We start from the raw sequence: 26,104 nt of genomic DNA, 5'->3' as shown, positions 1-26,104 counted from the left end.
TCAGGTTTCATTGAAAAAAGGGCTCTCGGGCAGCGTCGAGCCGCCGTCGACCACGATCGTCTGGCCGGTGACATAACGCGCAGCATCACTGGCCAGGTAGCCCATCGCCAGCGCGATGTCCTCCGGCCGGCCCAGTTCACCGGCCGGAATGTGGCGGGCGATGCGCGCCGCACGCTCGGGGTTCGACAGCAGTGAGCCGCCCTGCTTGGCGATGTAGCCAGGCTCGACACCGTTGACGGTGATGCGCTCGGCCGCCAGCTCCAGCGCCGCACTGCGGATGAAGCCGTTGACACCGGCCTTGCTGGCGGCGTACGCGGCGCTGCCGGGCATCGCGACGCGCGGGCCGGTGACCGACGAGGTGACCAGCATGCGCCCGCCGCCGCGTGCGCGCCAGTGCGGCAGAGCCGCCCGCGTGAGCCAGAAGCAGGCCTTCAGGTTGACGGCCAGGGTCTGATCGAGCGCGTCGTCGGTGATCGCGCCAAGGCGCGCCCAAGGATTGATCGCGGCGTTGTGCACCACGATGTCCAGCGCGCCGAAGCGGCGCACCGCCTCGGCCACGGCGCTGTCGGCCTGTGCGTGCTGGCCGATGTCGCAGCCCATCGCTTCGGCCATGCCGCTGGCGGCGCGGATCGTGGCCGCCACGGCCGCGCCGGCCTCGGCCGTGCGGTTGGCAATCAGCACCTGTGCGCCGGCCTGCGCGAAGGCGGCGGCAATCGCCGCGCCGATGCCGCGCCCGCCGCCGGTGACCAGCGCCACCTTGCCGCGCAGGCTGTAGGCCTCGAGACTCACGACGTCAGCTCCGCCACCAGTTCATCGAACACGGCGTTGTGCCGGTCGACATCCTCCGCGGTGGTGCCGGGGCAGCACAGCATCATGTTGTGGAAGGGCGTGATCAGCACGCCGCGGTTCATCAGGTACAGGTGCAGCAGCGCTTCCAGTTCGGCGTCGCGGTGCTGCCGGACCTCGCTGGCGTTTTGCGGCTCGTCGACAGCGAACAGGGTCTCCACACGTGCGCCGACGCGCGTGGCATGCCAGGGCAATCCGGCACGCGCAATGCTGTCGTTGACACCGCGCTGCAGCCGATCGGCCAGCGCCAGCATGCGTTCGAAGGCGTCCGGCGTCAGCACCTCGGACAGCACCGCGCGCATCACCGCTACCGTCAGCGCATTGCCGGCCAGGGTGCCGCCGAAGCCAGCATGCGCGCTCTGGCGCACCGTCGGCGGCACAGGCGGCAGCACCTGCCACACGCGCTCGGCGCTGGCCTGGCTGAGGCCGAAGGCAGCTGCAGGAATGCCGCCGGCAATCGCCTTGCCGATCACGAACATGTCGGGCTGCAGGCCGTGCAGCGCGGTGTAGCCGCCAGGGCCGCTGGAGATCGTGTGCGTCTCGTCGATGATCAGCAGCGTGCCGGTCTCGCGCGTCAGGCGCCGCAGCGCGTCGTGGTAGCCGGGTTGCGGCGCGATCATGCCGTAGTTGGTCATCGCCGGCTCGGCCAGCACGCAGGCCACATCGCCCTGCCGCAGCGCGGCTTCCAGCGCCGGGATGTCGTTGAACTCGACCACGCGCGACAGCGCATCGTGCGGGAAGAAGTTGTGGTGGATGTTGTTGCGCATCTGCACCTCGGTGCCGCGCAGCTCGACATGCGCTTCTTCGACACTGCCGTGGTACGCGCCCGAGAACACCAGCACCCGCGGCCGCTCGGTGACCATGCGCGCCAGGCGGATGCAGGCCCGGTTGGCATCGCTGGCCGAGGTGGTGAGCGTCCAGTACGGCAGGCCGAAGCGGCGCGTCAGTTCCTCGCCGACCCATTCGGCATCGCCGCTGGGCAGCATCAGCGAAGTGCCGAGGCGCGCCTGCCGCGCCATCGCCGCCACCACCGCCGGGTGGCCGTGGCCGCACATGCCGCCGGTGTCGCCGAGGCAGAAGTCGACATACTCGTTGCCGTCGACATCGCCGAAGCGCACGCCGTAGTCGCGCGGCTGGTCGGCCGGCGGCTCCTGCAGGTAGATCGGCCAGCCGCCGATCCAGCGCCGCATCCAGTGCGAAGGCGCGCCGTACAGCCAGTGGCTCTTGCCCTGCGCATACAGCGCGCCGGAGCGGGCATGCGTGACCGCGTAGCGCGCCTGCTCGGCGGCCATCAGCGCGCTGACGCGGGCGCGTTGCGGAACAGTGGGGGTCATCGTCAAACTCCGGAAGGAAGAAGAGGTGAGCGTTGCGGCGGCCGCGTCATTCAGGCGTCAGGCCCAGCAGCGCCAGCGCCTGGTGGTAAGAGCGGGCCGGCTGCATCACATCGAAATGCACCACCTGCAGCCCGGCACGCCGGCCGCCTTCGACATTGCGCAGCTGGTCGTCGACGAACACGCAGTCGCCGGCGGCCAGGCCCAGCTGCTCGACGCACAGCGCATAGGCGCGCGGGTCGGGCTTGAGGATGTGGGTGTAGGTCGCGTCGACCACCACGTCGAACTGCTGCAATAGCGGCAGGCGCTGGCGGAAATCGGCGCCGTAGAACAGGTCCAGCTCGTTGGACAGCACCGCCAGCTTGCAGCCCGCGGCCCGGGCCAGCTCGATCGCGGCCACGGCCTCCGGGCGGATCACCGCGTCCACGTCGGCGCCGCGGGCGCGCTGCACCAGGGTCTCCATGCGGTCCCAGTCTTCGCCGAGCAGGCGGCCCACTTCGCGAGCCCGCGCCAGCCAGTAGTCGCGTTCGCTGATCCTGTCGGCCTGCATGTCGCGCCACAGCGCGTCGCCGGCCGGATCGAAAGGGCCGCGCCAGCGCAGCGTGCCGGGCGCCAGGCCCAGCGCGCGCTCGGACAGCGCATGCGTCTCGAACAGCGTGCGGCTGATCACGCCGCCGAAGTCGAGCACCAGGGCTTTGTTCAAGAGTGGCATGGCGGGATGTGCTCGGCCTGCTCAGGCGACCGCGCCGGCCCACGGGCGCGCGGCAACGCGACCGTCGGCGACCCATTGGTCGAACACACGCAGCGCGGCGTCGCAGAAGGCCGGGTCGTTGATGTGCGCGTCCAGCACCTCCAGCTGCACCTGGGCCGGCACATGGCGCCGCGTCTCGTCGACGAAGGCGGCCAGGCCGTCCGGGTCGTGCAGCGGCTGCCCGGGGCGGTCCCAGCCCTCGATGCCATGGGTCGGCAGCAGCAGGCAGGTCGGGCCGGTGGCTTCGGCCAGGCGCGAACAGATCGCTCGGGCGACTTCGCGGCGCATTCCGGCGTCGATGCAGGCCGACGCGATCAGCCGGTTGTGGTCGCGGCGCAGCCAGCCCTCGGCGCGCGCCGGGCCCTCGCTCCAGGCGGGGAAGTCGAGCATGTCGGTGGCGCCCGGCGCCACGATCTGCGGCACGCCGGCGCGTCCGGCGATGCGCAGCCGGTCGGGCCCGGCACTGACACAGGAGCCGCCGAGGTGGTTGACCAGTTCCTGCAGGCAGAAGTCCATCACCGCGACGAAGCGGCCCTGCGCGGCCAGCGCCTCGAACGCCCGGCCGCCCATGCCGGTGGCATGGAACACTGCCAGGTCGAAGCCGCGCGCTTCGAGCGCCGGCTTCAGCGTCTTCATGTAGGTCATCGCGCTGGAGCCCAGCGAGGTCATGCCGACCAGCGGCCGCTCGAAGTGCACCGCCACCGCGCTGCGCGCCGCACCCATCACCGCGCCCGCCGCCTGCGCCAGCGCCGAGCGGCACAGGCTGTTCAGCCCGTACAGCCCGCCGGCCCACAGCACCATGATCAGGTCGGGCGGGATGCGATCGGGCGGCAGCAGCTGCGAGTAGGCGATGGTCGACACCACCACCTTCGGGAATCCCGGCGGCAAGGCATTCGCGACGTCCAGCGCCAGGTCGGTGCCCATGGTGCCGCCGAGCACCAGCAGGCCGTCGATGCGGCGCTCGGCGTGCCATTGCACGGCCAGCGCAGTGGCGCCGCGGGCCATCAGGATCATCGCGCTGTTCTCGTCGCCGCTGTTGATCACCTGCTGCAGGCTGACGCCGGCGGCCAGTGCTACATCGGTGTTAGCAATGTCCGGCGTGAAACCGCCGCGACCCAGCACGCCGACGTCCATCACCAGCGCGCGGCCGCCTTGCGCGGCAATCACTTCGCGCATGTAGGCCATTTCGTCGCTCTTGGTGTCGACGGTGCCGATCAGCAGAATGTTCATGTCACAAGCTCGCATCCACCGCAGCAAACGAGGCTTCCAGGATGTCGACCAGGTGATCGACCTCCTCACGCGTGATCACCAGCGGCGGTGACAGGATCATGTTCGGCCCGGAGATGCGCACCATCGCGCCGCGCTGGTAGGCCTCGCGTGCCACACGCTGCGGGATGTCGCTGCCGCGCGGCACCGGTGTGCGCGCGGCCTTGTCCGAGACCATCTCGATGCCGGTCATCAGCCCGACGCCGCGCACATCGCCGACGAAGCTGAACTTGCGCTCGAATTCGGCCATCCGGGCCTGGAAATGCGCACCGACGCGCGCGACGTTGCCGACCACGTCCAGCCGCTCCAATTCGTCCAGCGTGGCCAGCGCGGCCGCCGCGGCCACCGGGTGGCCGCTGTAGGTGTAGCCATGCGCCACGGTGCCCAGGCCGGCGGTGTCGGCGAGGAAGGCGTCGGCGACCTTCTGGCTCAGCGCCGTGGCGCCCAGCGGCACATAGCCCGAGCTGATGCCCTTGGCCAGGCACCAGATGTCGGCCGTAACGCCCCAGAGACGCGTGCCGAACATTGCGCCGCTGCGGCCGAAGCCGGTCACCACCTCGTCGGCGATCAGCAGCACCTTGTGGCGCTCGCAGATCTCGCGCACCAGCGGCCAGTAGTTGGCCGGCGGCACGATGACGCCGGCCGAGCCCTGCACCGGCTCGGCGACGAAGGCGGCCACCGTGTCGGCGCCCTGGAACAGGATCTCGCGTTCCAGGAGGCCGGCGCAGATGCGGCCGAGTTCCTCCGGGTCCTGCGTGTAGGCGTTGTGGTAAAGCCAGGGCGCATCGACATGGAAGCAGCCCGGCATCAGCGGCTCGTAGGCGCGCCGGATGTTGGCCAGGCCGTTGACGCTCATGCCGCCGAAGTGCACGCCGTGGTAGCCCTGCTTCAGGCTGATGAACTTGGTGCGCTCGGGCTGGCCCAGCACCTTCCAGTACTGGCGGGCGATCTTCAGCGCGCCCTCCACGGCGTCGGACCCGCTGTTGCCGAACATCACCGCGCCGACGCCGTCGGGCGCCATGGTCTTGACCACGCGGGCCGACAGCTCGATGGCGCGCGGGTGCGTCGTGCCGCGGAAGGTGTTGTAGAACGGCAGCTCGTCGAGCTGCGCGACGATGGCGTCGCGCACACGCTGGTTGCTGTGGCCGAGGTTGCTGCTCCACAGCCCGGCCACGCCGTCGATCATCTTGTGGCCGTCGATGTCCCAGACCCAGCAGCCTTCGCCGCGGGCAATGATGTCGGGCTTGTTCTTCTGCATGGCCTGGGGGTGGGCCATCGGGTGGAACAGGAAGCGGGCGTTGTCCTGCTTCAATTGGTCGATGTCGGGTGTCATGGTGCGTCCTCGCGATTTCAGGGGTCGGCAGCCTCAGCTCGGCACGCCGACGATGACGGTCTTCAGTTCGGTGTAGGCCAGCAGGCCCTCGGCGCCCATCTCCTGGCCCTGGCCGCTTTCTTTCCAGCCGCCGAAGGGCATCTCGGGCTGCGAGACGCCGAAGTGGTTGATGCCGACCATGCCGGCTTCGAGTTCCTCGCCGAGGCGATGTGCGGTGACGAGGTCGCGCGTGAAGGCATAAGCGCCCAGGCCGTAGCGCGAATCGTTGGCGCGGTCAATGGCTTGGTCCAGCGTGTCGAAAGCCTCGATCGTCGCGATCGGGCCGAAGGGCTCGGTGTGGGCCAAGCGGCTGCTGGCCGGCACGTCAGCGATCACCGTAGGCTCGAAGAAATAGCCGGGCCGTTGCACGCGCTTGCCGCCGCACAGCAGCCGCGCGCCGTGGTCCAGCGCATCAGCCATCAGCGCTTCCATGTCGGCGATGCGGCGGGCATGGGCCAGCGGGCCCATCTGCGTCTGAGCGTCCAGGCCCGGGCCCAGGCGCAGCACCGACGCGGCCTGCGCGAAGCCGGCGCACCAGCGCTCATGGTGCCGACGCTGCACATAGAAGCGGATCGGCGACGCACACACCTGGCCGGCATTGCGGTACTTGGCGGCAATGGAACTCTTCAGCGCGAAGCCGATGTCGGCGTCGTCGCAGACGATCACCGGTGCATGGCCGCCCAACTCCGGCGTGTAGCGCTTGACGCCGCGCGCGCACAGCTCGCCCAGCAGCTTGCCCACGGCCACCGAGCCGGTGAACGAGACCTTGGCGATGGCCGGGTGCGCGATCAGCCGCGACGACACCTGCGCCGGTTCGCCGCAGACCAGGTTCAGCGCCTCGGGCGACACGCCGGCGTCGAGCAAACAGCGCAGCAGCGCGATGCAGCTGCCCGGCGTTTCTTCCGCCGGCTTGACCACCACGCTGCAGCCCGCCGCCAGCGCGCTGCCGATCTTGCGCGCCGGCAGGTTGACCGGAAAGTTCCAGGCGGTGAACGCGGCCACCGGGCCCACCGGCTGGCGCATTACCGTCTGGCTCAGGATGCCGGGCACACGCGGCGGCACGGTGCGGCCGTACAGGCGCTTGGCCTCTTCGGCCTGGAAGTCGATGATGTCGGCCGACAGCAAAACTTCGCGCTGGCTTTCCGCCAGCGGCTTGCCCTGCTCCAGCGTCAGGATCGTGGCAATGGCCTGGCAACGCTCGCGCATCAGGCCCGTCGCGCGGCGCAGGATCGTGCAGCGCTCCAGCGCCGAGACCTTGCGCCACTGCAGGAAGCCGCGTTGGGCCGATTCGGCCGCGGCCTGCAGTTCGGCTTCACCGGCCAGCGGCAGCATCGCCAGCACCGATTCGTCGGCCGGGTTGATCACGGCACGCTCGCCGCCGGAGGCCTGGCTCAGCCAGCGGCCGGCCACGTGCAAGGCAAGTTCGGGATAGTTCATCGTGTGCTTCACTTCCGGGATTCGCCGGCGGCGACGAGGCCTTGGCGGGAAAACAGCAGCGGCCGGCCATCGGCGCCGGTGCTCAAGGCGGTCAGCGAGACGCGGTCGGCGCGCAGCTCGGTCTTGAAGCTCGCGCCGCCATCGGTGCTGCGCAGCACCAGGCCGTCGAGGCCGACCGCGATCACCTCGCTTCCGACCTGCGCCAGCGCGGTGATCGACGATTTGCTGTTCGTCTCGATGCGCGTCCAGCTGCGGCCCTCGTCGCTGCTGCAGTACAGCGAGCCGCGCAGCCCGGCCGCCAGCAGCGTGCCGTCGGCCAGGCCCAGGCCGGTCCAGAACGAACCAGCGTAGCCGCTGCGCAGATAGGTCCAGCTGCGGCCCTGGTCGTCCGATCGCGCCAGCATGCCGCGTTCAGCTGTCGCATACACGCGGCCCTGCGCATCAGTGAACAGGCCCAGCAGGTTCAGGTCGGCCTTCTTCGCGCCCTCGGGCACGGGCGGCTGCACGGTCTGCCACGTCACACCACCATCGTCGGTGACCAGCACCAGCGACCACAGGCCGACCGCCACGCCGCGCTTCGCATCGAAGAACTTCACGGCAAACAGCGGTCGGTCGTTCTGCAGATCGCTGCGCTGCAGCGCCCAGGTCTCGCCGCCGTCTGCCGTGTGCAGCACCACGCCGGCATGGCCCACGGCCCAGCCTTGCTGGGCGTCGGCAAAGCTCACTGCCGTCAGCGTCACGTCCACCGGCACCTGCTGTGCCTGGCGAAAGCTTTTGCCGCCGTCGTCGGACAAGAGCACCACGCCATGGTCGCCCACCGCGACGATGCGCGCGCCGGCCCGCGTGGCCGCCAGCATCGTGGCCTGCGTGGCATGGGCCACGCGGACGGCCGGCACCAGGCCGGCGGCCTTGCTGGCAGGCTCGGCGGCCGGCACCAGGGCCGCGGGCTTGGTGGCCTCGGCCGCGAAGACCGGCGACCTCAGCGCCAGCGACACCAGCGACACTCCCACCAGCGCGGCAACCAGCCGTGAACGCATAACACGCCAAATCATCGTCGCCCCCTCAATGCTGCAGCAGCCCGGAGGCCCGCACCGGCGTGCGCCGTGGGAACAGCCGTTCCAGCCACACCGCCAGCGCCGGCAGGGCCGTCATCGCCATCACCATGTTGACCATGAACATGAAGGCCAGCAGCTGCCCCATGTCAGCCTGGAACTTGAGTTGCGAGAACGACCAGGTCGCCACGCCCACAGCCAGCGTGATGGCGGTGAAGATCGTCGCCGTGCCCACCTCCTGAATCGCGTGCTCGATGGCCTTGACGATGGGCTGGCCGGCCGCCAGGTGCAGCTGCAGCCGGTTGTAGATGTAGAACGCGTAGTCGACGCCGATGCCCACCGCCAGCACCATCACCGGCAAGGTGGCCACGGTCAGGCCGATCTGCAGCTCCTTCATGAACCAGTAGCCGATGAAGGTGCCCACCGTCAGCGGCAGGCAGCAGGCCAGCACGGCGCGCAGGTCGCGGTACACGACGAACACCAGCACCACGATCGCGGCGTAGACGTACAGCATCATCGGCAGCTCGCTGTGCTCGACCTCGTCGTCGATGGCCGCCAGCACGCCGGCATTGCCCGCCGCCAGGCGGATGCGCACGCCGGGCACCGGGTTCGTCGTGCGGAAGTCCTTCACCGCGTCGATCACGCGCTGGATGGTCGTCGCCTTGTGGTCGGTGAGGTACAGGTGCACCGCCGTCATGCTGCAGTCCTTGCGCAGCGTGCCGCGCAAACGTGCGATCTCGGTGGAGAGCGCGGCGTAGTTGCCGGGGTCGCGCGGCACCACGCTCATCTTCGGGTTGCCTTCGTTGTAGCCCTCGTTGTAGAGCCGCAGCTGGCCGGCATAAGAAGCGGTGGACAGCACGCCCTGCACCGGCTGCAAGGCCCAGACGAAGCGGTCCTGGTAGAGGCCGACTTCGGTGTCGTCGCAGGAGGACGCTGCCTGTCCCGCTCGCTGAGCGCCTGGCTGCGTCTCGAACACCACGCTCAGCCAGTCCAGCCCGGTGTCGTAGTGCGTGGCGATGGCCACCGCATCGCGGTTGAAGCGGGCATCCTCGCGCAGCTCCGGCGCGCCCGGCTGCAGCGTGCCGACCACGCGGTCGCGGCTCTGCCACACCGCCGCGGCGAAGACCACGGCGGTGGCGGCCAGCACCAGCGCCGCGGGACGCGGCTCGGCCACCCGTGCCAGCGTGCGCAGCCAGCCGGAGCGCTGCTCACGCTTGCGCACCGCCTTCTCGGCATAAGCCGGCTTCACATCGAAGTACGAGGCTGCCACCGGCAGCATCACCAGGTTGGTGACGATCTTGTAGGCCACGCCCAGCGAGGCGGTGATGGCCAGTTCGCGCACCATCGGGATCGGGATCAGCAGCAAGGTGATGAAGGAGAGGAAGGCCGTCACCAGCGCCAGCGTGCCGGGAATCAGCAGGCCGGTGAAACTGTCGCGGCAGGCATCGAGCGTCGAGCGGCCATGCGAGATCTGCCGCACGATGAAATTGATCTGCTGCACGCCGTGCGAGACGCCGATCGCGAACACCAGGAACGGCACCAGCACCGCCAGCGGATCCAGCCCGAAGCCCAGCAGCCGCAGCGTGCCGAACTGCCAGACCAGCGAGGTCAGCGAGCAGACGATGGGCAGCAGCGTGAAGCGGATCGAGTGGCAGTACCAGTACACCGCCAGCGCGGTGAGCAGCAGCGCGATGGCGCAGAACTTCAGCACCGATTGCGCGCCATCGGCAATGTCGCCGATCTGCTTGGCGAAGCCGATGATCTGCACCTCGTAGTCGGCGTCCTCGAACTTCGCGCGCAGCTGGTCTTCGAGGATGCGGTTGTAGGCGATGTAGTCGAGCCTGGCGCCGTCCTTGTCGACCTCGATCAGCTCGGCGGTGATCATGGCGCTGCGCTCGTCGCGCGCCACCAGCGTGCCGACGAAGCCGCCCTGCGCCGTCGCGCGGCGGATGTTGCCGATGATCTCCGGCGTCAGCTGTTCGGGCGTGATGGTGCCGTCTATCAGCGGGTCGGCACGGAAGCCTTCTTCGGTGATCTCGTTGACGAAGCTGTTCGGCGTCCACAGCGATTGCACGCCCAGCCGCTCGACGCTGGGCAGAAAGGTCACGGCCTGGGTCAGCTCGTACAGGCGCTTCAGCGCGGCGGGGGTCCAGATGTCGCCGGCTTGGCCGTTCTTCTCCCGTACCCCTTTGTCGCGCACCTTCAGCACGATATTCAGCCGGTTGGCGCCCAGCAGGTCGCTGCGGTAGGCCTGGAAGGTCTGGATGTACTCGTGGCCGATCGGCATCTGCTTCTCGAAGCCGGCATCCATCTTCAGCTGCAGCGCGAACCAGGCCATCGCCGCGGTGAACAGCGCCAGCAGCAGCAGGATGGCGCGGCGGTGGCCGAAGGCGAAGGCCTCCAGCCCGTGCACAGCGCGCAGCAGCGCCGGCGCGGCGTCAGAAGTTGCGGGAGACATAGAAGCCGAAGAAGTCGCGGTCACCCAGCGGCTGGTGCGTCGGCGTCTTGCCGCCGAAGAACTTGGTCACATTGATGCCGGCCTGCCAGGTGGCGGGGTTCTGCACGAAGTTGACGTAGAAGTTCACCGCCTTGCCGCCTTCCAGCCAGTTGCCGAAGAAGTTCGGTGTCGAGCCCTTCAGCGCCTGCTGCACGAACATGCCGGGAATGACCTGCCAGCCGGGGATCAGCGAGCCGTCGTAGACCAGGCTGAAGTCGGCCATGAAGCCCATCGAAGTGGCGTCGCCGAAACCCTGGGTCACGCCGCTGCCGCTGGAGGGCAGCCACCACAGGCCGGCCACCGGCACCTGCTCGATGGCCACGCCGTTCACGCTGCGCGAGATCAGCTTGTCGGGGCTGATGCCGGGGTAGCGGATGGCGACGAATTCGCCCAGGAAGGTGCCGGTGTCGGCGCCCAGCAGCTTGAGGAAAGCACCGGCATTGCTCGGAATCAAGCTGTACAGCCCCGTCACGTGCAGCTGGTAGCGCTTGTTGTCGATCCAGCCCGGGCACTGCGTGCTCGGCGCCGCGGTGGGCGTGAAGTCACGCGCCGTGCCGCCGGTGCCGGCGTCGGCGCAGGCCGACAGCGCCACCGCGTCCTTCGGCCGGTAGGACACTTCGGCACCCAGCGCCCAATCCCCCACCGAGGTGTTGGCGCTGACGCCGTAGAGCTTGCGGTTCTCCAGGAAGGTCCACTGCGTCAGGCCCTTGGCGTTGACATAGTTCAGGTTGGGCGTCTTGTCGTGGTAGTTGATCGCGTAGAAGCCGAAATTGGTGTCCAGCGCATCCGACTTCCAGCGCAGCGAGAGGCCGAACTGGCCGCCGTCCTTCGGCGTCTTGTCGGCATCCAGGAAGGGCAGATCGCCGCGGCCCTTGTCGAAGATGTCGCCCTGCGACCAGTACGAACCGGCCGGCGGAAACTTGTAGCGGTTCCACTTGAACTGGTAGTAGCCCTCGACGCTGACGCCCGGCGCCAGCGAGCTGCTGACGCTGGCCATCGGCGCCGGCAGGAAGACCTCTTTCAGCTGCAAACCAGGGCTGGACAGGCGCACGATGTCGACGGCATTGGTGGCGTTGATGCCGCCCAGCGCGAACAGGCTCTCGCCCCAGCTGATGACCTGGTTGCCGATCTTGACCCGGCCGGTCTGTTCACCGGCGCTGAAGCTCTTGCTGACCCACAGGTCCACCAGATTGACGTCGTTGACGATCTCCTTCTTCGCATCGGGCAGCAGCGGCGTGCTGCGCGTGTCGTCGGCCTTGAAGTCCTTCAGCCAGTTGGCGCGGGCCATGAACTTCAGCCCCTGCGAAGGCATGCTCAGCAGCAGCTCGTGGCTGCCTTTGAGGTAGGCGGTGAAGAAGTCGCCCTTGTTGTAGTTCAGGTTGCCGTCGTCGGCGCCGGACCAGGTCAGCGGGTTGACCTGGTCTTCGCTGCACTGTGCAGTCGGCGCGCCCAGCAGGCCGCAGCTCTGCTGCTGCAGACGCTTGCCGGCGCCGACGGTGATGGTCGAATCGAAGGATCCCTTGATAGCCTCGGTCTCGAAGGTGAACGCGGCGGCGTTCCCGGCGCAGGCGGCCCAGCCGGCGCAGGCCGCGGCCACCGCGCCCGCGATGCGGTGCAGTTGATTCATCGTGATTCCCCTCGGTGGTGTCAGCGTCCGTGCTTCAGCGTTCGCTGATCGAGCGCAGGTTCTCGGCGGTGTAGAAGTTGGGCGTCAGGCGCGCATTGCCGCCGGGCTCGGTGATCCAGCGCACGTCGGCACCGGTGCCGGCCGCATGCTCGTCGAAGACATAGCGGCCTTCGAGCAGGTTGTACTGGGCAAAGGCCGAGACATCGCAGGTTCCCGTCTCGTAGACCGGAATCGAATAACCCTCGCGCACTTTCCACAGCTTGCCCTGGCCGTCGTAGTCGTCGGCGACCAGCGGATTCCAGCTGTCCTCGTCGAGGTAGAAGGTGCGCTTGGGCGCCAGATGGCGCATGCCGGCTTTCACCGTGGCCTCCACCACCCACACGCGATGCAGTTCATAGCGTCGATGTGACGCGGCCAGGAAGTCCTTGCCGGCCACTTCGTCGAACTTGGCACTGAAGTCGTAGGCGCCGAACGCGTTGTACGGCACGATCATGTCCTTCTTGCCCACCAGCTTCCAGTCGAAGCGGTCCATCAGGCCGTTGAAGACATAGGGCTCGTCCAGCGTGTACTGGTTCTCGAAGCCGATCTGAGGTGCGTCGTAGGCATAGGTGGGCATGCGGCGCACGCGGCGCTGGCCCGGAAAGTAGTACTGCGTCTCGGTCGGCAGCTCGGTGTAGATGGTGATCGCCAGCGCCTGGCCGGCCAGCGCGGCCGGCGCGTTGTAGCCGAAGTAGACGTAGTTCTCCACCTGCGGCAGCTTGCTGAACAGCTGCGAGCCCTTGGCGCCCCAAGGGAAGTAGTTGGTCTGCTCGGAGAAGGCCTTGATCCACTCGTCGCTGCCCTTGCGCGGCGAGGCGGCGGTGATGACGTTCTTGTAGTCCACCGCCAGGCCGCGGTAGCGCATCTTGGCGTTCCACATCGCCTGTGCGCCGTTCTCCGGCAGCGGGAACGGAAAGCCCGGCAGCACGGCCTCCTGCAGCGCCCAGCCGTTGTCCTTGAGCTTGGCCGTGGCGAGGTTCTTCTTCGTGTTCTCGGCGACGAAATCCGGCACGCCGCAGCTGCGGTGCGTGGGGTACACCGCCATCTTGTAGCCCTTGGTCTGTTTGACCAGCGCCAGCTGGCCCGGCGACAGCTTGTCGGCGTACTTGTCGACGTTGGACGCATCGATGGTGTACAGCGGCGCCTCGGCCTTGTGCTTCCAGTGGTCCAGGCGCTTCTTGCCCCAGGCCCAGCCGGCCGTCGGCGCTTCAGTGCCGGCGTAGGCCGGGATGCTGCCGTCCTTGCTGGCCGCGGCCTCGCCGCCGGCCGGCGTCAAGTCCTTGCCCAAGCGGGAGGCATCACGCCCCTGCGCGGCGCAGGCGCCGGACACCGCCAGCGCAAGGGCCGCAAGCAGCACGCGGCTGGCGGGAACCCTGGAAATCGACATCGTGCACTCCTCGTCCTGAAGGGCGGCAACGCCGCTGCGTTTGCCGTGGACGAGAAGGTAAGTGCTGACGGTGCGGGTGCGTTATCGCCATCCCGCAAGCCTGCGCCGAGGGTAAACCCCAGGCTCGATCATTGACCCAGGCGACGCAGGGATGGCATGGCTGTCCCGCATTGACGCGGGCCTTCGCGGCACGTAACTTGCGCGTGCCCGTCACCTCGTTGAACTCGCCAACCCTTGCTGCGGCGCAACCCCCGATGTCCATGCCTGCCCACTCGCCCTCACCGATGCACGACGCTTCGCAGACCGCCTGGCTTCATGTGCTGGAGACCGACGATCTGGATGAACATGCCGGGGCGCAACCGAACTGGTCGCTGCACTACGACCAGATTTCTCACGGCAGCTTCGCCGGCAAGCTGACCCATGTGCAGCTGCCGGACCTGCGCGTGGTGCTGGAGTCGTCCACCTGCGCGCTGCGCCAGCGCGGCCACATCGGCCAGCGCCAGTACGGCTTTGCGATGGCGCTGGATCAACCGGGGGACGCGTACTTCAACGGTCAGCGCCTGGACAGCGAATCGATGATGATCGGCCGCAGCGAGGACCTCGACCTGTCCAGCCCGGCCGACTTCAGCATGGTGGCCGTGGTGGTCGACCATGCCTTGCTGAACTCGCTCTGGGAGCGCATGTACCAGAAGCCGCTGACGGCCTGGCTCGATCACCAGCTCGTCGTGAAGATGCGCCCGGAAGTCGCCCAGGCGCTGCGGGCCGCGCACCTGGACCTGCTGTCCCGCATCACCGCCTCCCCCCAGGTGCTGGCCGACGCGGGCGCCGTGCGGCAGATGCGCGATGCGATCCTGATCGAATGGATAGCGGCCATACCGGCCAAGGTGGACATCTCCGGCCTGAAGAGCAGCACCGCACGCAAACGGGTCGTCGACCGGGCCTGCGAGGCCATGCTGTCGCAGCCCGACCAGCCGCCGACGATCCTGCAGGTCTGCAGCCACATCGGTGCCAGCCCGCGCAAGCTGGAGTACTGCTTTCGCGATGTGCTGGGCATCAGCCCGGTGAAGTACCTGCGCGCCGTGCGGCTGAACGGCGTGCGGCGCGGCCTCAAGCGCAGCGCCGGATCGGGTGTCTGCGTGCAGGACATGGCCGCCCACTGGGGCTTCTGGCACCTGGGCGACTTCTCGGCCGACTACAAGCGCCAGTTCGGTGAACTGCCGTCGGAGACGCTGCGCCGGGCGCGGGATGAGCAGTCAGCCCCTACGGGGTCCGCGTCCCCCTTCCTGCCGGGCCGCGCTTGAAGCCGCCTCCGACGCGAAACCGCTGCGCGTGGCGCTCATCACTCATGCCACTCATCAGCATGATGTTCAGCCCGCTGACGCACGCGTTCTCCAAATAGGTGTCTTGCATGAAGTCGGGAATCTCGTTCATCCGATAGTTCAGGTGAGGCAGTCCGAACCAGTGCCCTATCTCGTGCAACAAGACTGCCAGACCAGACAGGGGAGGATCGTTGCCGGGCCCAACAACCGCGTCCTTGTCACCATGGACATTGACGAAGGTGTAGCGTGTCTTATCGAAGGTCAGCTCAACAGAGTTGTCCGGCTTGCCGCAGCCGAGAAATGCATCTGATGGTCCACACGAAGTGGGACCCGCCATCAACTTCAATTGCAGTTTTGCCGTGCTTGCGGCAAACGCACCCTTGTCGCCACCGCACAGTACCGCTTGCACGCGTTGCAATACGTCGGTCTCCCCCGGCGCGGCCCTCGGCGCGCTGCACACCTTGCGCAAGCTGACATCGCCTGCATCCACAAGCTCCATCAATGCAATCTCAGTGGGCTTGTTGAGTTCACTGCGCGACTTGGGTGCCATGCCATACGATTGCGGCATCACTGTCGCATGAAGGGAATTCGCCTTCCCCTTGAACGGGTACTGTGCAGGTGTCAGTGAGGGCGTCTCACGGATCCACTTGCTGACCCGCGGATCGAGCCAGACCTGCCCATCGACGGTCAGCACGGACAGGTAGTCGTCAGAGCAGGTAGCACAGACGGCCTTCCAGCCAGAGATCGCGACGATCAGGCTCCAGCGGATGTTGCTCATGCATTGAGCGTCACACGATGAGCCCAGTTCACTGGCGACCGTGATCTCCGCCGATCGACGGGTCAGGAACTCAGAGGTCTTGGGAGCGGGCACCGTCCCGCCGGAGATGAGGTGTTTCATCTGCTCGGCCGTCATGCCCATGCTCCGGGCTTGCATCGCAAGCGCCTCAGGCGGTGCCGTGACCAGCATTTGCTGCATCGCCGCGGGCAACTGCTTGAACGACTCGGCAAACATCGTCTGCGTCATTTGTTGACGGGCGGCATCGGAAAGCTGCAAGTGCGGCGGAAGCTCGTTCTTGTCCGATGCCCGCTGGACCTTTTCCTCGACGGCCGCCGGACACCTCATTTGCCGCTCAAGACCCTTGACATACCGCTGCGCGCCCTGGTTCTGGGCTCGAGGATCTGCAAAGGCACCCACGGTCCAGCACAGGAGTGCCAGCAACAGCAGGCATGGCCTGATGTGATTCATCGTCGTGATAGTCATTTGTATCCTCCCCTCAATCGATTGCCGTCACGGCGGTGGCCCGTTCGGCCTGAACTCCATAACCCGGCAGAAAACGATACCAAGCAAGATGAATCCGATCATGAAACCATTAAACTGAATCGCCAGCGCCATTTCCAGTCGCTTCTGGAACGGATCGATGAATCCATTGGCCATCATTTCGAGGGTCTGCGCAAACACCAGGTAGGTTCCGTAGTAGACGGCAGCACAGCTGCACAGCACCCCCATCAGCGACACCGCGTCGAAGTGACCCCAGCGGGCATTCCAGGATCGCCCATTGATCGCGACAGCGAGCGCGCCCGCCACGAGCGATGTGTTGAGCCCCGCCATGAACTTCACAAGTTCGTTCAGTTGGGCAACGATCGCTTCTGCCTGTTTGGTGTCATCCAGCTTCTTCGTTCCGGAGAAGCTTCCTTCGGGTCCCGCCATTGACGCCCAGTAGAGGCTGCCGACGATGGCCAGGAAGATGACCCAGTATGGAACGCGATGTCGCCAGGGTCTGTCTCCCGTCATGGCTTCACGCACCGAATCACCACTGTCGCACCGGCCTGCACCACCACCGGACCCTCCCAGCTGCAAGCCTTGTCCTTCGTCAATGGCTCCACGGTGATCTTCCCCGGGGCCAGGAGGAGCACGACAGGGGCGGCGTGCTCTTCCCGCGTCGTTCGCTTGCTTTCACTCTCCTCTGCCGACAATTTGATGCGCTCGCCATTGCCTTTGATGTCGACGGTGCCAAGCTTGCGCAGCGCCGGCCGGGAGAACCCGGAAGCGCCGAGTGCGGAGCGCAACGCAGCCGCGATGGTTCTCGGCGTCGAGGAAGCATCCAGTTCCCGGTCGAGGTAGTCCTTCACGGCAGCTTCACTTGCCGACTCCAGCTTCTCAGGGGTGTTCTTCGGATCGGCGGCGGTTGCGACGGCGGCGTCGCAGAAGTCGATCAACAAGCGCTCCTTTGCCGGCTCAAGCAACCGTGTCTTGTTGCTTGCCTCCCAGGCAGAGATCGCGCGCTTCGCGGACGGAAACCGTTGGGCAGCGGCGGACGAATCGCAACTGGCGCCTTCCGTTCGAGTGTGGACGAGCGCCATGCCAACCACCACCAGCAAAAGACGACTCGCGGTCCCGTATCGCATTGAAGGCTCCTCCCGACTGTCATCAGACGCCGTGGACCACCCGAGAAGATGCACCCGCGGGCAGTTGTTTCCGGCAAGTCTCCACGAACGCGCGGGCAACCGCAAGGCCGGTTTGCCGACAGCATCGCCACCGGGCGCTTGATCTGAAATCGGTGGCCGTCAGCTCGGTCGGCGCCGCTGTTCCTGGACCCTGCACCTCGACGGGATCCTCGGCGACTCAATGGCAAGGCATCGAAGTCCTCAGCCGGATGTCATCAAGACTGATGACGGATCAGCTTCATCGCCGCGCCGCCGCGACCTGGCCAGGCTCCTCCGCTCGCGGCGGCAATCGCTTCACCGACCAGCCCGCCCAGCCAAAACGCCGCTGCGCCACGCCCCACAGCCCGCGCGGCGCATACAGGCTGACGGCCATGGCCACCGCGCCCATCGCGATGAGGTACCAGCCGCCGGACAGGCCCAGCCAGGTGCTCAGCAGCTCGCGCAGCGCGAACCACACCAGCACGCCGATGACCGGGCCTTCCAGCGTGCCGATGCCGCCGATCAGCGTGGCGAACATCATCATCACCACCCAGTTGATGTCGAAGGCCGAATCGGGCGAGACGAACATCGAGCCCATGAAGTAGGCCGCACCAGCGATGCCGCAGCCAAAGCCCGAGGCCACCAGCGCCGGGAAGCGCACCCACCAGATGTCCACGCCGATGCTGCCGGCGGCCAGTTCGTTGTCGCGCACCGTCAGCATCGCCAGGCCCAGGCGCGAGCGCATCAGCGCGTAGACGCCGATCAGCGCTCCGGCGCCGATGGCGCAGGCGATCCAGAATGACAGCGCCTGGAAGGCTTCGACATCGCCGACCTTGGAGATGTCCAGCGGCCGGCCGGCGGTGGAGCCCAGCGCCGGCATCTTCGACACCACCAGGGTGGCGATCTCGGCGAAGACCCACAAGCCAATCGAGAAGTACGCCTCGCGCAGGCGAAACAGCGCGGGCGCCAGCAGCGCCGCCGCCGCGGCGCCGGCGACGCCGGACAAGGGCAGCAGCCAGTAAGGCGGCAGGCCCAGGCGCTGCGTCGCTTCGAACAAGGTGTAGGCGCCGATGCCGACGAAGATCTGGTGGCCCAGCGACAGCAGGCCTGTGTAGCCCGCCATCAGGTTCCACATCTGCGCCATGCAGATGCCCAGCAGCACTTCGGCCACCAGGCGCAGCGTGCCGCCATCGGCAAAGCGTGGCGTGAACACGGCGGCGAGCAGGCAGGCCGCTGCGGCCAACCAGGGCATGACACGGGGCATGACACGGGGCATCGTCTTCACTTGCGCGCCCCCGCCAGACCTTGCGGCCGGAACATCAGGATCAGCACGAAGAGCAGGTGCGCATACAGCGAGCCGGCGTTGGAATCGAACTTCTGGCCGACGAGCTGCGCAATGCCCAGCGCCACGCCGCCGGCCAGCGCGCCCCAGAACGAGCCGAGGCCGCCGATGATCACCACCTCGAAGGCGATGAGCATGCGCTCGACGCCCGAGAACGGCGTGAACGAGCTGCGCTGCGCCAGCAGGAAGCCGGCGCCGGCCGCGAAGGCCAGCGACAAGCCCATCACGCGGTTGAACACCCGCTGCGGCGCCACGCCCATCAGGCGCGCCACTTCCGGCGCATCGGCCGTGGCGCGCACGATGCGGCCGAACTCGGTGCGGCGCAGCAGCCACTGCAGGCCGCCGAACAGCAGCAGCGCCAGCCCCAGCACCAGCAGCGGGTACAGGCCCAGCCGCAGGCCGAACACATCGATGCCGGCACGGGTCAAGGCGCCGCCATCGACAGCGCGTGAATCGGCCCCGAACAGCGCCACCATGCCGTTGCGCAGGATCACCGACAGGCCGAAGCTCAGCATCAGCGGCGTCAGCGGATCACCGCTCTTCAGCGCCGGGTTCACCACGCCGGCCTGCAGCAGCCAGCCAGCCCAGTAGCCCAGCACCACCACCGGCACCAGCATGACCCACGGCGGCAGTTGCGGCATCGAGCCGACAAGAAAGAAGCCGGCATAGGCGCCGAGCACGATGAACTCGCCATGCGCGAGATTCACCACCCGCATCACGCCGAACACCAGCGCCAGGCCCAGGCCGAACAGGCCGTACAGGCCGCCGAGCAGCGCGCCGTTGACCACCGTGGAGATCCAGTCCAAGTCTATTCTCCGAAATACGCGGCAGCGACCTGCGCGTGGGAAACACCGGCACTGGGGCCTTGCAGCGTCACGCGGCCCTTCAGCAGGCACAGCATGCGGTCGGACACGGCGCAGGCGCGCGCCACGTCCTGCTCCACCAGCACGATGGCCAGGCCCTCGGCGCGGATGCGTGCGAACGCGCGGTAGATTTCCTCGATCACCAGCGGCGCCAGGCCCAGCGACAGCTCATCGCACAGCAGCAGCCGCGGGTTGCCCATCAGCGCGCGGCCGACCGCCACCATCTGCTGCTGGCCACCGGACAGCTGCAGCGCATTGCGGTGGCGCAGCTCGCGCAGCATCGGGAACAGCGCGTACACGGCCTGCAGCGTCCAGGGCCCACCGCGGCGGGTGAGCGTGCCCATCAGCAGGTTCTCTTCGACCGACAGCGAGGCGAACAGCAAGCGCCCTTCCGGCACCATCGCGATGCCCAGCGCAGCGATGCGTTCTGCCGGCAGGCCGGCGATCGATGTGCCGTCGAAGCGCAGCTGCCCTGCCCTGGCGCACATCAAGCCGGTGACGGTGCGCAGCAGCGTGCTCTTGCCTGCGCCATTGGCGCCGATCAGCGCCAGCACCTCGCCGGTGTCGACGCCGAGCGACACGCCGTAGACGGCCTGCAGGTCGCCGTGGAAGACATCCACCGATGTCAGTTCAAGCAGCGGCATCGGCGGGAATCCCCATGTAGATCTCGCGCACGACGGCGCTGTCCATCACTGCCTGGGGCGCGTCCTCCAGCAGCTTGCGGCCGAAATGCAGCACCATCACACGCTCGGCCACGGCCTTCAGCGCGTGCACGATGTGCTCGATCCAGATCACCGCATAGGCCCGCTTGAGTTCGTGCACCAGCGCCACCATGGCCTGCACCTCGCGTTCGGTGAGGCCACCGGCCACTTCGTCCAGCAGCAGCAGCTGCGGCGCCGCGGCAATGCCCTTGGCCACCTCCAGCCGCTTGCGGTCCAGCAGCGGCAGCGTGCCGGCCTGACGCTCAGCCTGAGCGTCCAGGCCGCAGCGGCGCAAGGCCTGCAGCGCGGACTCGGCCGCCGCGTCACCGCGTTGGCCGGCGCCGAAGCTGGCCGCCGCCAGCACGTTCTCGTAGACGCTCAGGTGTGCGAAGGGCTGCGGCACCTGGAAGGCCCGTGCGATGCCCAGCCGCGCACGGCGGTGCGCCGGCAGGCCCACCAGTTCGCGGCCGGCCAGCCGGATGCTGCCGGCGTCCGGCGCCACCGTGCCGGTGAGCAGGTGGAACAGCGAGCTCTTGCCCGCGCCGTTGGGGCCGATGACGCCCAGGCATTCGCCGCTGGCCAAGTCGAGCTCAACCTGGTCGGCAACGATCACTTCGCCATAGGCCTTGCACAGGCCCCGTACTGCCAGCACCACGCGCGACTCCTACTTCAGCTGGGATAGCAGCTTCAGCTCACCCGTCAGCGGAATCTGCTTCGCGCTGGGGTTGCTGACGACCTGCAGCTCGAAGGGATGCCTGGCACCGTCCGCCGTGCGCCGCCATTGCCCGCCGGCCAGCGCGGTCTGCGCCACGCTCTTGATCGGACTGCCCTTGAAGTCGACCTTGCCGACGATGGTGTCCAGCGTCATCTCGCGGATCGCGTCGCGCACCGACTTCCTGTCGAAGGGATCGGCGGCCCGCTTCAACGCGCCCAGGCCGACTTCCCACAGTGCGTGCGCGTAGCCCAGCGGCTGGGTCCACTGGTTGCCGGTGGACTTCTCCCAATCGGCGGCGAACTCGGCCGCGGTCTGTCCGGTGAGCGAAGACTTGAACGGGAAGGTTGGCGTCCACCAGACCTCGGTAGACATGCCGTTGCCAGCCGCACCCAGCGCCTTCAGCGCGCTGGGAAACAGGAAGGCCGCGGCCACCGTGCAGGCTTCCGGCCGGTAACCGGCCTGCTGGGCCTGCTTCCAGAAGGTGGCGAAGTGGCTCTCGTACATGAAGCCGGAGACGATCTGCAGGCCAGCGTTCTTGAAGCTGCCCACGGGGTTGCTGAAGTCGTCGGTGGCGATCTTGAAGAAGCCGCCGCTCGTCTCCTTGTAGCCGCCACTGCGCAAGGCCGGTGGCATGCCGCGCAGCGGGTCGGCAAAGGCCTGGCCCGGCGGGTTGTCGATGTACAGCGTGCCCACGGCCTTGTTGGTCTTCACGCCGTCCCACAGCGCGACGAAGTTCTTCACCACATCGTCGGCGCCCCAGAAGAAGTGGTACGAAAACGGGAAGCCCTTGCTGATCGACCCATTGCGCGGAAACAGGAAGGCCTGCCACGGCGACATGGTGCTGATCATCGGGATGCCGTGCACATCGCAGAGCTGGCCGGCCGGCGTGGTGGCATCGCCGTCCTGCACCAGCATCAGGTCGACCTTGTCGCGCAGCACCAGGTCGTTGGCGACCTGGATCGAGCGGTTCGGGTCGGACTGGTTGTCCTTCAGCACGATCTCCACCGGCACGCGCTTGCCGCCGAGCTCCAGCCCGTTCTTCAGCAGCTCGCGGATCTTCGCCAGGTGCCACTCGTCGGCGACGCCGAAGGGCGCCCGCGGGCCGGACAGCACGGTGATGTAGCCGATCTTCAGCGGCCGCTGCTGGGCAATCGCGAAGTGCGGCAGCGCGGCCGCGGCGCCGGCAGCACCGGCCAGCGCCAGCATGCGGCGCCGCTGGCCGTCGGCCACCACGCCGTCGTTTGCTTGAGTGGATTCAGTCATCGGGGTCTCCAGGTCATGTCATGGCCGAAGCCGCCGCCGGCGAGAGCCCGGCGAACTTCAGGAAGGTGCGCGCGATCTCCGCGCGGTCGAGCTCATCGGTGATGAACACCAGCTGCGTGCGGCGCCCGGCCGTCGGCCAGGCCGCCAGGCGTTGCGGCGGGTGGAACACATGCTGGACACCGTGCACCACCAGCGGCTCGTCGGGGCGCTCGTGGGTCCACACCAGGCCTTTCACGCGCAACAGCTGGTCGCCGCGCATCGCCGCCATCAGCGCCAGCCACTGCGTGAACGCGGCCTCTGCCACCGGAGCGTCGACAACGAAACAATGCGCGCGGATGTGATCGTCGTGGCGGTTGAGGTCGTGGGGGTGCGAGTGCGCGTGATGCGCATGATGCGCGTGATGCGCGTGATGCGCGTGGTGCCCATCGTGGCTCGCGCCGACCTCGTCATCGAAGGCCAGGCGCAGATCGGCGGCTGCGCCGGCTTGTTCGCAGGCCAGCAGCACCTCCGGCGCCAGCTCGCCATCGACGACGTTCAGCTGTGCCGCACCCGGGTTGATCGCCTGCAGGCGCTCCAGCAGCACGGCGACCTGGGCCGGCACCGCGATGTCGGTCTTGGTCAGCAGCAGCACGTCGGCCATCGCGGCCTGCTTCAGCGCTTCACGGTGGCGGTCCAGCGAGGCCGCGCCGTTGACCGCATCGACGGTCGTGACCACGCCGGCCAGCCGGAAGGCACGCGTGATGCCGGGCTCGACCATCAGCGTGTGCAGCACGGGCGCCGGGTCGGCCAGGCCGGTGGTCTCGACGATGACGCGGCTGAAGCGGATCTCGCCGCGGGCGCGGCGGGATTCCAGCCCGCCCAGGGTCTCGATCAGGTCACCGCGCACGGTGCAGCACAGGCAGCCACTGTTGAGCACACGCAGGTTCTCGCTGACGTGGTCCACCAGCAGATGGTCCAGGCCGATCTCGCCGAACTCGTTGATGATCACCGCCGTGTCGCTCAAACCCGGGTGCTGCAGCAGGCGGTTCAGCAGCGTGGTCTTGCCGCTGCCGAGAAAGCCGGTCAGCAGCGTCAAGGGTAGCCGCTCATCTTCCGTGCTATTCATGCAAGCGCCTCAGTCACCGCCCCAGTCACCTCATGCACGACGCGGCCCTCGAACCAGGTCGACAGCACTGTCGTGCCGGCCAGCTGCTCGGCCGGCACCTCGAACAGGTGGCGGTCCAGCACCACCAGATCGGCCGATTTGCCGACTTCCAGCGAGCCGGTGGTGTCAGCCAGCCGCATCGCCTGGGCGCTGTTGATCGTGTAGGCCCGCAGCACCTCGGCCAGGCCCAGGGCCTGCTCGGGCCATAACGCACCGTCGACGCGGCCTGTCGGGTCGCGCCGGGTCACCATGCCCTGGATGCCGGGCCAGGGGCTGGGGTCGGGCACCACCGGCCAGTCGGAGCCACCGGCGATCAGCGCGCCGGATTCCTGCAGGTCGCGGATCGGCCAGAAGCGGTCGACGCGTTCCTTGGGCACCGTGCTGCGGATCGCATCGACGATGACACCGGGAAACCACAGCGTCGGCGAGAGGTCGGCCACCACGTTGAGCTCGGCAAAGCGTGGCACTTCGGCCGGGTCGACGAAGCTGGCGTGGGCAATGTGGTGCGCGAGGCCCGGGCCGTTGAAGCTGCGCAGCACGTCCACCGCATCCAGCGCGATGCGCACCGCGGCATCGCCGGCGCAATGGATCTTGACCGACATGCCGCGCTTTTCGCAGTCGGACAGCACGCGGGCCAGCTGCGGCACGCTGAGCGTGGCACCACCGCGGAAGCAGCAGCCATGCACCGCATCGGGCAGGTAGGGCTCCAGCATCGCGGCAGTGCGCGAGGTGGGCACGCCATCGAGAAAGATCTTGCCGGCGTCGGGGCGGAAATGGCGGCTGCGATAGGTATCGCGCAGCGCCAGCAGTTCTTCGCCGTATTCGCCGGGCGCCAAGGGTGCGTCGGTCACCGGCAGCGAACCGACGATCCAGGCGCTCAGGCGGCCGGAATCCTCCAGCGCCTTCACGGCACGCAGCACCGCACGCGTGGTCAGCGCTTCCTGCGCGCCGATCACGCCGCAGGCATTCATGCGCCGCACGGCATGGGCCGCGGCCTCGACATCGAGCTGGGGCGCCGCATCGAGCGCGCGCGCCACGGCCGCCTCGACCAGGCTGGAGGCCGATTCGAGCAGCAGGCCGGTGGCTTCGCCGCCGAGCGGGTCGCGCACGATCTCGCCGTTGACCGGGTTCGGCGTGTCGGCGCCGATGCCCGCCAGGCGCAGCGCGGCGCTGCTGACGAAACGGTTGTGGTGTGAGTCGTCGCGCAGCATCACCGGCCGCCCGCCAGCTGCCCGGTCCAGGCGCAGCCGGGCTTCGTGCGTGAGTTCACCGATCAGGCCCGAGCCCCAGATGCCGCCGACCAGCCATTCGCCGGGGGCCTTCTTCGCGGCCGCCACGCTGACCTGATCGATGATCTGGTCGAGTGTGAGCATGGGCGGGAAGAACAGTTCGTAGAGCTCGGCGCGGCCGGCCCAGACGAAGTGGTTGTGCACGTCCAGCAGGCCGGGCATCACCATGCGGCCGGGCAGCGCGATCTCGCGCGCACCCGGCGCCGCGCTGCGCGCCTCGGCCAGCGTGCCCACCGCAGCGAGGCGACCCTCCCGAATGGCCAGGGCCTCGGCCCAGGGCCGCGCGGCGTTCATCGTGTAGATCGCCGGATGGCGCAGGATCAGGGCGGTGGTGGACGCAGGTGTGCTCATGAAGGCATGTGTGTGAGAGACGGGGTCAATCGACCGAGAAGCCGGAGGCCTTGATCACCGGACCCCAGACGGCGGCGTCGTCGCGGGCCAGTTGCACCAGTTCCTCCGGCGTGCTGGCGCGCGGCGTGAAGGCCAGTGCGCCCAGGCGCTCGCGCACATCGGGCAGCTGCAGCACGCGGCGCAGCGCGGTGTTCCAGGTGGTGACGGCCGCGGCGCTGGTGCCGGCCGGCGCATACAGGCCGAAGAAGCCGCGTGCAATGACCTGCTTGACGCCGAGCTCGGCGAAGGTCGGCACATCGGGCAGCACCGCCGCGCGCTGGGCACCGGTGACGGCCAGGATGCGCAGCTTGCCGGCCTTGTGCATCTCCAGCATGTCGGTCAGCGTGTTAACGCCTGCCGTCGGCTGGCCACCGACCAGCGCCGTCACCAGCGCCGCGCCGCCCTGGAACGGCACATGCAGCAGATCGACGCCGATGTCGCGCCCGACCATCAGGCCGACGAAGTGCAGCGGGCTGCCCGCGGCGGGCGAGCCGAAGTCGGCGCGCTTGGGGTTGTCGCGCACCAGCTTCAGGAATTCAGCGAAAGTCTTGGGCCCGACCTCGGCACTGGTGGCCAGCGCGAACGGGAACTCCGCGACCATCGACACCGGCACCAGGTCGGCCACCTCGTAGCCCAGCTTCTTGAACACGAAGGGGTTGGTGGTGGCCAGGGAATCCGGCGCCAGCATCACCACCGAGCCATCGGTGGGCAAGGTCTTCAGCGCCGCGGCCAGGATGCGGCCGCCGGCACCCGGCCGGTTCTCGACCACCACCGGGCGCTTCAAGTCCTCGCGCAGTTTGTCGCCCAGCACCCGCGCGATGGTGTCGGCCGAGCCGCCGGCCGGAAAGCCGACGACGATGCGCGCCGGCACATCACTGGCCTGGGCGAACACGGCGTCGACCCCCAGTGCAAGACACAGCGCCAGCAGCGAACGGACGGATCGGATCATGCGAGGTCTCCTCGGCCGGGATGCCGCGGAAGCGGACATGCCCGCAGTCCATCCACAAGACCATGACCCGAGCCTAGTGATGCGCCACAACAGCCGTTAT

Annotated in this window: 22 protein-coding genes; 1 reads left to right on the top strand and 21 read right to left on the bottom strand. The window is 68.1% G+C overall.

Annotated elements, in window-relative coordinates:
• From VLK61_RS22270 to VLK61_RS22225, 10 genes are read right to left on the bottom strand one after another with little or no spacing between them, the layout of a single operon-like run.
• Window positions 1–789: an SDR family oxidoreductase gene (locus tag VLK61_RS22270; protein WP_325424059.1), complete on the bottom strand. Its 789-nt coding sequence runs from the start codon at window positions 787–789 to the stop codon at window positions 1–3.
• Window positions 786–2,180 carry a transaminase gene (locus tag VLK61_RS22265; protein ID WP_325424057.1) on the bottom strand — a complete coding sequence of 465 codons (1,395 nt, stop codon included), beginning with the start codon at window positions 2,178–2,180 and terminating at the stop codon, window positions 786–788. Before VLK61_RS22265 ends, VLK61_RS22270 begins: the two co-directional genes overlap by 4 nt.
• A gap of 46 nt (window positions 2,181–2,226) precedes the next feature.
• The gene (locus tag VLK61_RS22260) at window positions 2,227–2,889 is read right to left on the bottom strand and encodes an HAD-IA family hydrolase (protein WP_325424055.1); all 663 of its coding nucleotides are present in this window, start codon (window positions 2,887–2,889) and stop codon (window positions 2,227–2,229) included.
• 21 nt (window positions 2,890–2,910) lie between these two features.
• On the bottom strand, window positions 2,911–4,158 hold the full coding sequence (locus tag VLK61_RS22255; RefSeq protein ID WP_325424053.1) for a Tm-1-like ATP-binding domain-containing protein: 1,248 nt from the start codon (window positions 4,156–4,158) through the stop codon (window positions 2,911–2,913).
• 1 nt (window position 4,159) lies between these two features.
• Entirely contained in the window at window positions 4,160–5,506 is a 1,347-nt protein-coding gene (locus VLK61_RS22250) for an aminotransferase class III-fold pyridoxal phosphate-dependent enzyme (protein ID WP_325424166.1), read from the bottom strand.
• Between the two features lie 54 nt (window positions 5,507–5,560).
• A complete protein-coding gene (locus VLK61_RS22245) occupies window positions 5,561–7,003 on the bottom strand; it encodes an NAD-dependent succinate-semialdehyde dehydrogenase (RefSeq protein WP_325424050.1) in 1,443 nt (480 codons plus the stop codon).
• Between the two features lie 8 nt (window positions 7,004–7,011).
• Complete coding sequence (locus VLK61_RS22240) at window positions 7,012–8,055, bottom strand: WD40/YVTN/BNR-like repeat-containing protein (RefSeq protein ID WP_325424048.1); 1,044 nt, start codon at window positions 8,053–8,055, stop codon at window positions 7,012–7,014.
• A gap of 10 nt (window positions 8,056–8,065) precedes the next feature.
• Entirely contained in the window at window positions 8,066–10,513 is a 2,448-nt protein-coding gene (locus tag VLK61_RS22235; RefSeq protein ID WP_325424046.1) for an efflux RND transporter permease subunit, read from the bottom strand.
• On the bottom strand, window positions 10,494–12,179 hold the full coding sequence (locus VLK61_RS22230) for a DUF1302 domain-containing protein (protein WP_325424044.1): 1,686 nt from the start codon (window positions 12,177–12,179) through the stop codon (window positions 10,494–10,496). Before VLK61_RS22230 ends, VLK61_RS22235 begins: the two co-directional genes overlap by 20 nt.
• A 34-nt stretch (window positions 12,180–12,213) precedes the next feature.
• Entirely contained in the window at window positions 12,214–13,605 is a 1,392-nt protein-coding gene (locus VLK61_RS22225; RefSeq protein ID WP_325424043.1) for a DUF1329 domain-containing protein, read from the bottom strand.
• Window positions 13,606–13,859: 254 nt separating this feature from the next.
• Here VLK61_RS22225 and VLK61_RS22220 point away from each other — a divergent pair, with 254 nt between their 5' ends.
• Window positions 13,860–14,906: a helix-turn-helix domain-containing protein gene (locus tag VLK61_RS22220; RefSeq protein ID WP_325424042.1), complete on the top strand. Its 1,047-nt coding sequence runs from the start codon at window positions 13,860–13,862 to the stop codon at window positions 14,904–14,906.
• On the opposite strand, the gene VLK61_RS22215 is transcribed toward VLK61_RS22220, so the two are convergent.
• The 11 genes from VLK61_RS22215 to VLK61_RS22165 all read right to left on the bottom strand — a co-directional run bounded on the left by VLK61_RS22215 (window position 14,866) and on the right by VLK61_RS22165 (window position 26,004).
• Window positions 14,866–16,185 (bottom strand): hypothetical protein, encoded by a 1,320-nt coding sequence (locus VLK61_RS22215; RefSeq protein ID WP_325424041.1) that lies wholly within the window; start codon window positions 16,183–16,185, stop codon window positions 14,866–14,868. The genes VLK61_RS22220 and VLK61_RS22215 overlap by 41 nt on opposite strands.
• Window positions 16,186–16,212: 27 nt before the next feature.
• A complete protein-coding gene (locus tag VLK61_RS22210) occupies window positions 16,213–16,728 on the bottom strand; it encodes a hypothetical protein (protein ID WP_325424039.1) in 516 nt (171 codons plus the stop codon).
• Entirely contained in the window at window positions 16,713–17,330 is a 618-nt protein-coding gene (locus VLK61_RS22205; RefSeq protein ID WP_325424037.1) for a hypothetical protein, read from the bottom strand. Before VLK61_RS22205 ends, VLK61_RS22210 begins: the two co-directional genes overlap by 16 nt.
• A gap of 277 nt (window positions 17,331–17,607) precedes the next feature.
• Window positions 17,608–18,612: a branched-chain amino acid ABC transporter permease gene (locus tag VLK61_RS22200; protein ID WP_325424035.1), complete on the bottom strand. Its 1,005-nt coding sequence runs from the start codon at window positions 18,610–18,612 to the stop codon at window positions 17,608–17,610.
• Window positions 18,613–18,629: 17 nt separating this feature from the next.
• Window positions 18,630–19,496, bottom strand: a complete 867-nt coding sequence (locus VLK61_RS22195) for a branched-chain amino acid ABC transporter permease (RefSeq protein WP_325424033.1) — start codon at window positions 19,494–19,496, stop codon at window positions 18,630–18,632.
• A gap of 2 nt (window positions 19,497–19,498) precedes the next feature.
• A complete protein-coding gene (locus VLK61_RS22190; protein ID WP_325424031.1) occupies window positions 19,499–20,197 on the bottom strand; it encodes an ABC transporter ATP-binding protein in 699 nt (232 codons plus the stop codon).
• Window positions 20,184–20,909 (bottom strand): ABC transporter ATP-binding protein, encoded by a 726-nt coding sequence (locus VLK61_RS22185; protein ID WP_325424029.1) that lies wholly within the window; start codon window positions 20,907–20,909, stop codon window positions 20,184–20,186. The genes VLK61_RS22190 and VLK61_RS22185 overlap by 14 nt, the downstream gene beginning before the upstream one ends.
• Before the next feature lie 9 nt (window positions 20,910–20,918).
• Window positions 20,919–22,232: an ABC transporter substrate-binding protein gene (locus VLK61_RS22180; RefSeq protein WP_325424027.1), complete on the bottom strand. Its 1,314-nt coding sequence runs from the start codon at window positions 22,230–22,232 to the stop codon at window positions 20,919–20,921.
• Between the two features lie 13 nt (window positions 22,233–22,245).
• The gene (locus VLK61_RS22175) at window positions 22,246–23,337 is read right to left on the bottom strand and encodes a CobW family GTP-binding protein (RefSeq protein WP_325424025.1); all 1,092 of its coding nucleotides are present in this window, start codon (window positions 23,335–23,337) and stop codon (window positions 22,246–22,248) included.
• Window positions 23,334–25,016, bottom strand: coding sequence for an amidohydrolase (locus tag VLK61_RS22170; protein WP_325424023.1), 1,683 nt, complete (start codon window positions 25,014–25,016; stop codon window positions 23,334–23,336). The genes VLK61_RS22175 and VLK61_RS22170 overlap by 4 nt, the downstream gene beginning before the upstream one ends.
• 25 nt (window positions 25,017–25,041) lie before the next feature.
• Complete coding sequence (locus VLK61_RS22165; RefSeq protein WP_325424021.1) at window positions 25,042–26,004, bottom strand: Bug family tripartite tricarboxylate transporter substrate binding protein; 963 nt, start codon at window positions 26,002–26,004, stop codon at window positions 25,042–25,044.
• Between the last annotated feature and the right edge of the window lie 100 nt (window positions 26,005–26,104).

Origin of the sequence: Aquabacterium sp., from assembly GCF_035476535.1 — a bacterium.
Lineage (GTDB): Bacteria > Pseudomonadota > Gammaproteobacteria > Burkholderiales > Burkholderiaceae_C > Pseudaquabacterium.
This window is presented reverse-complemented; position numbering and strand designations above follow the sequence as displayed.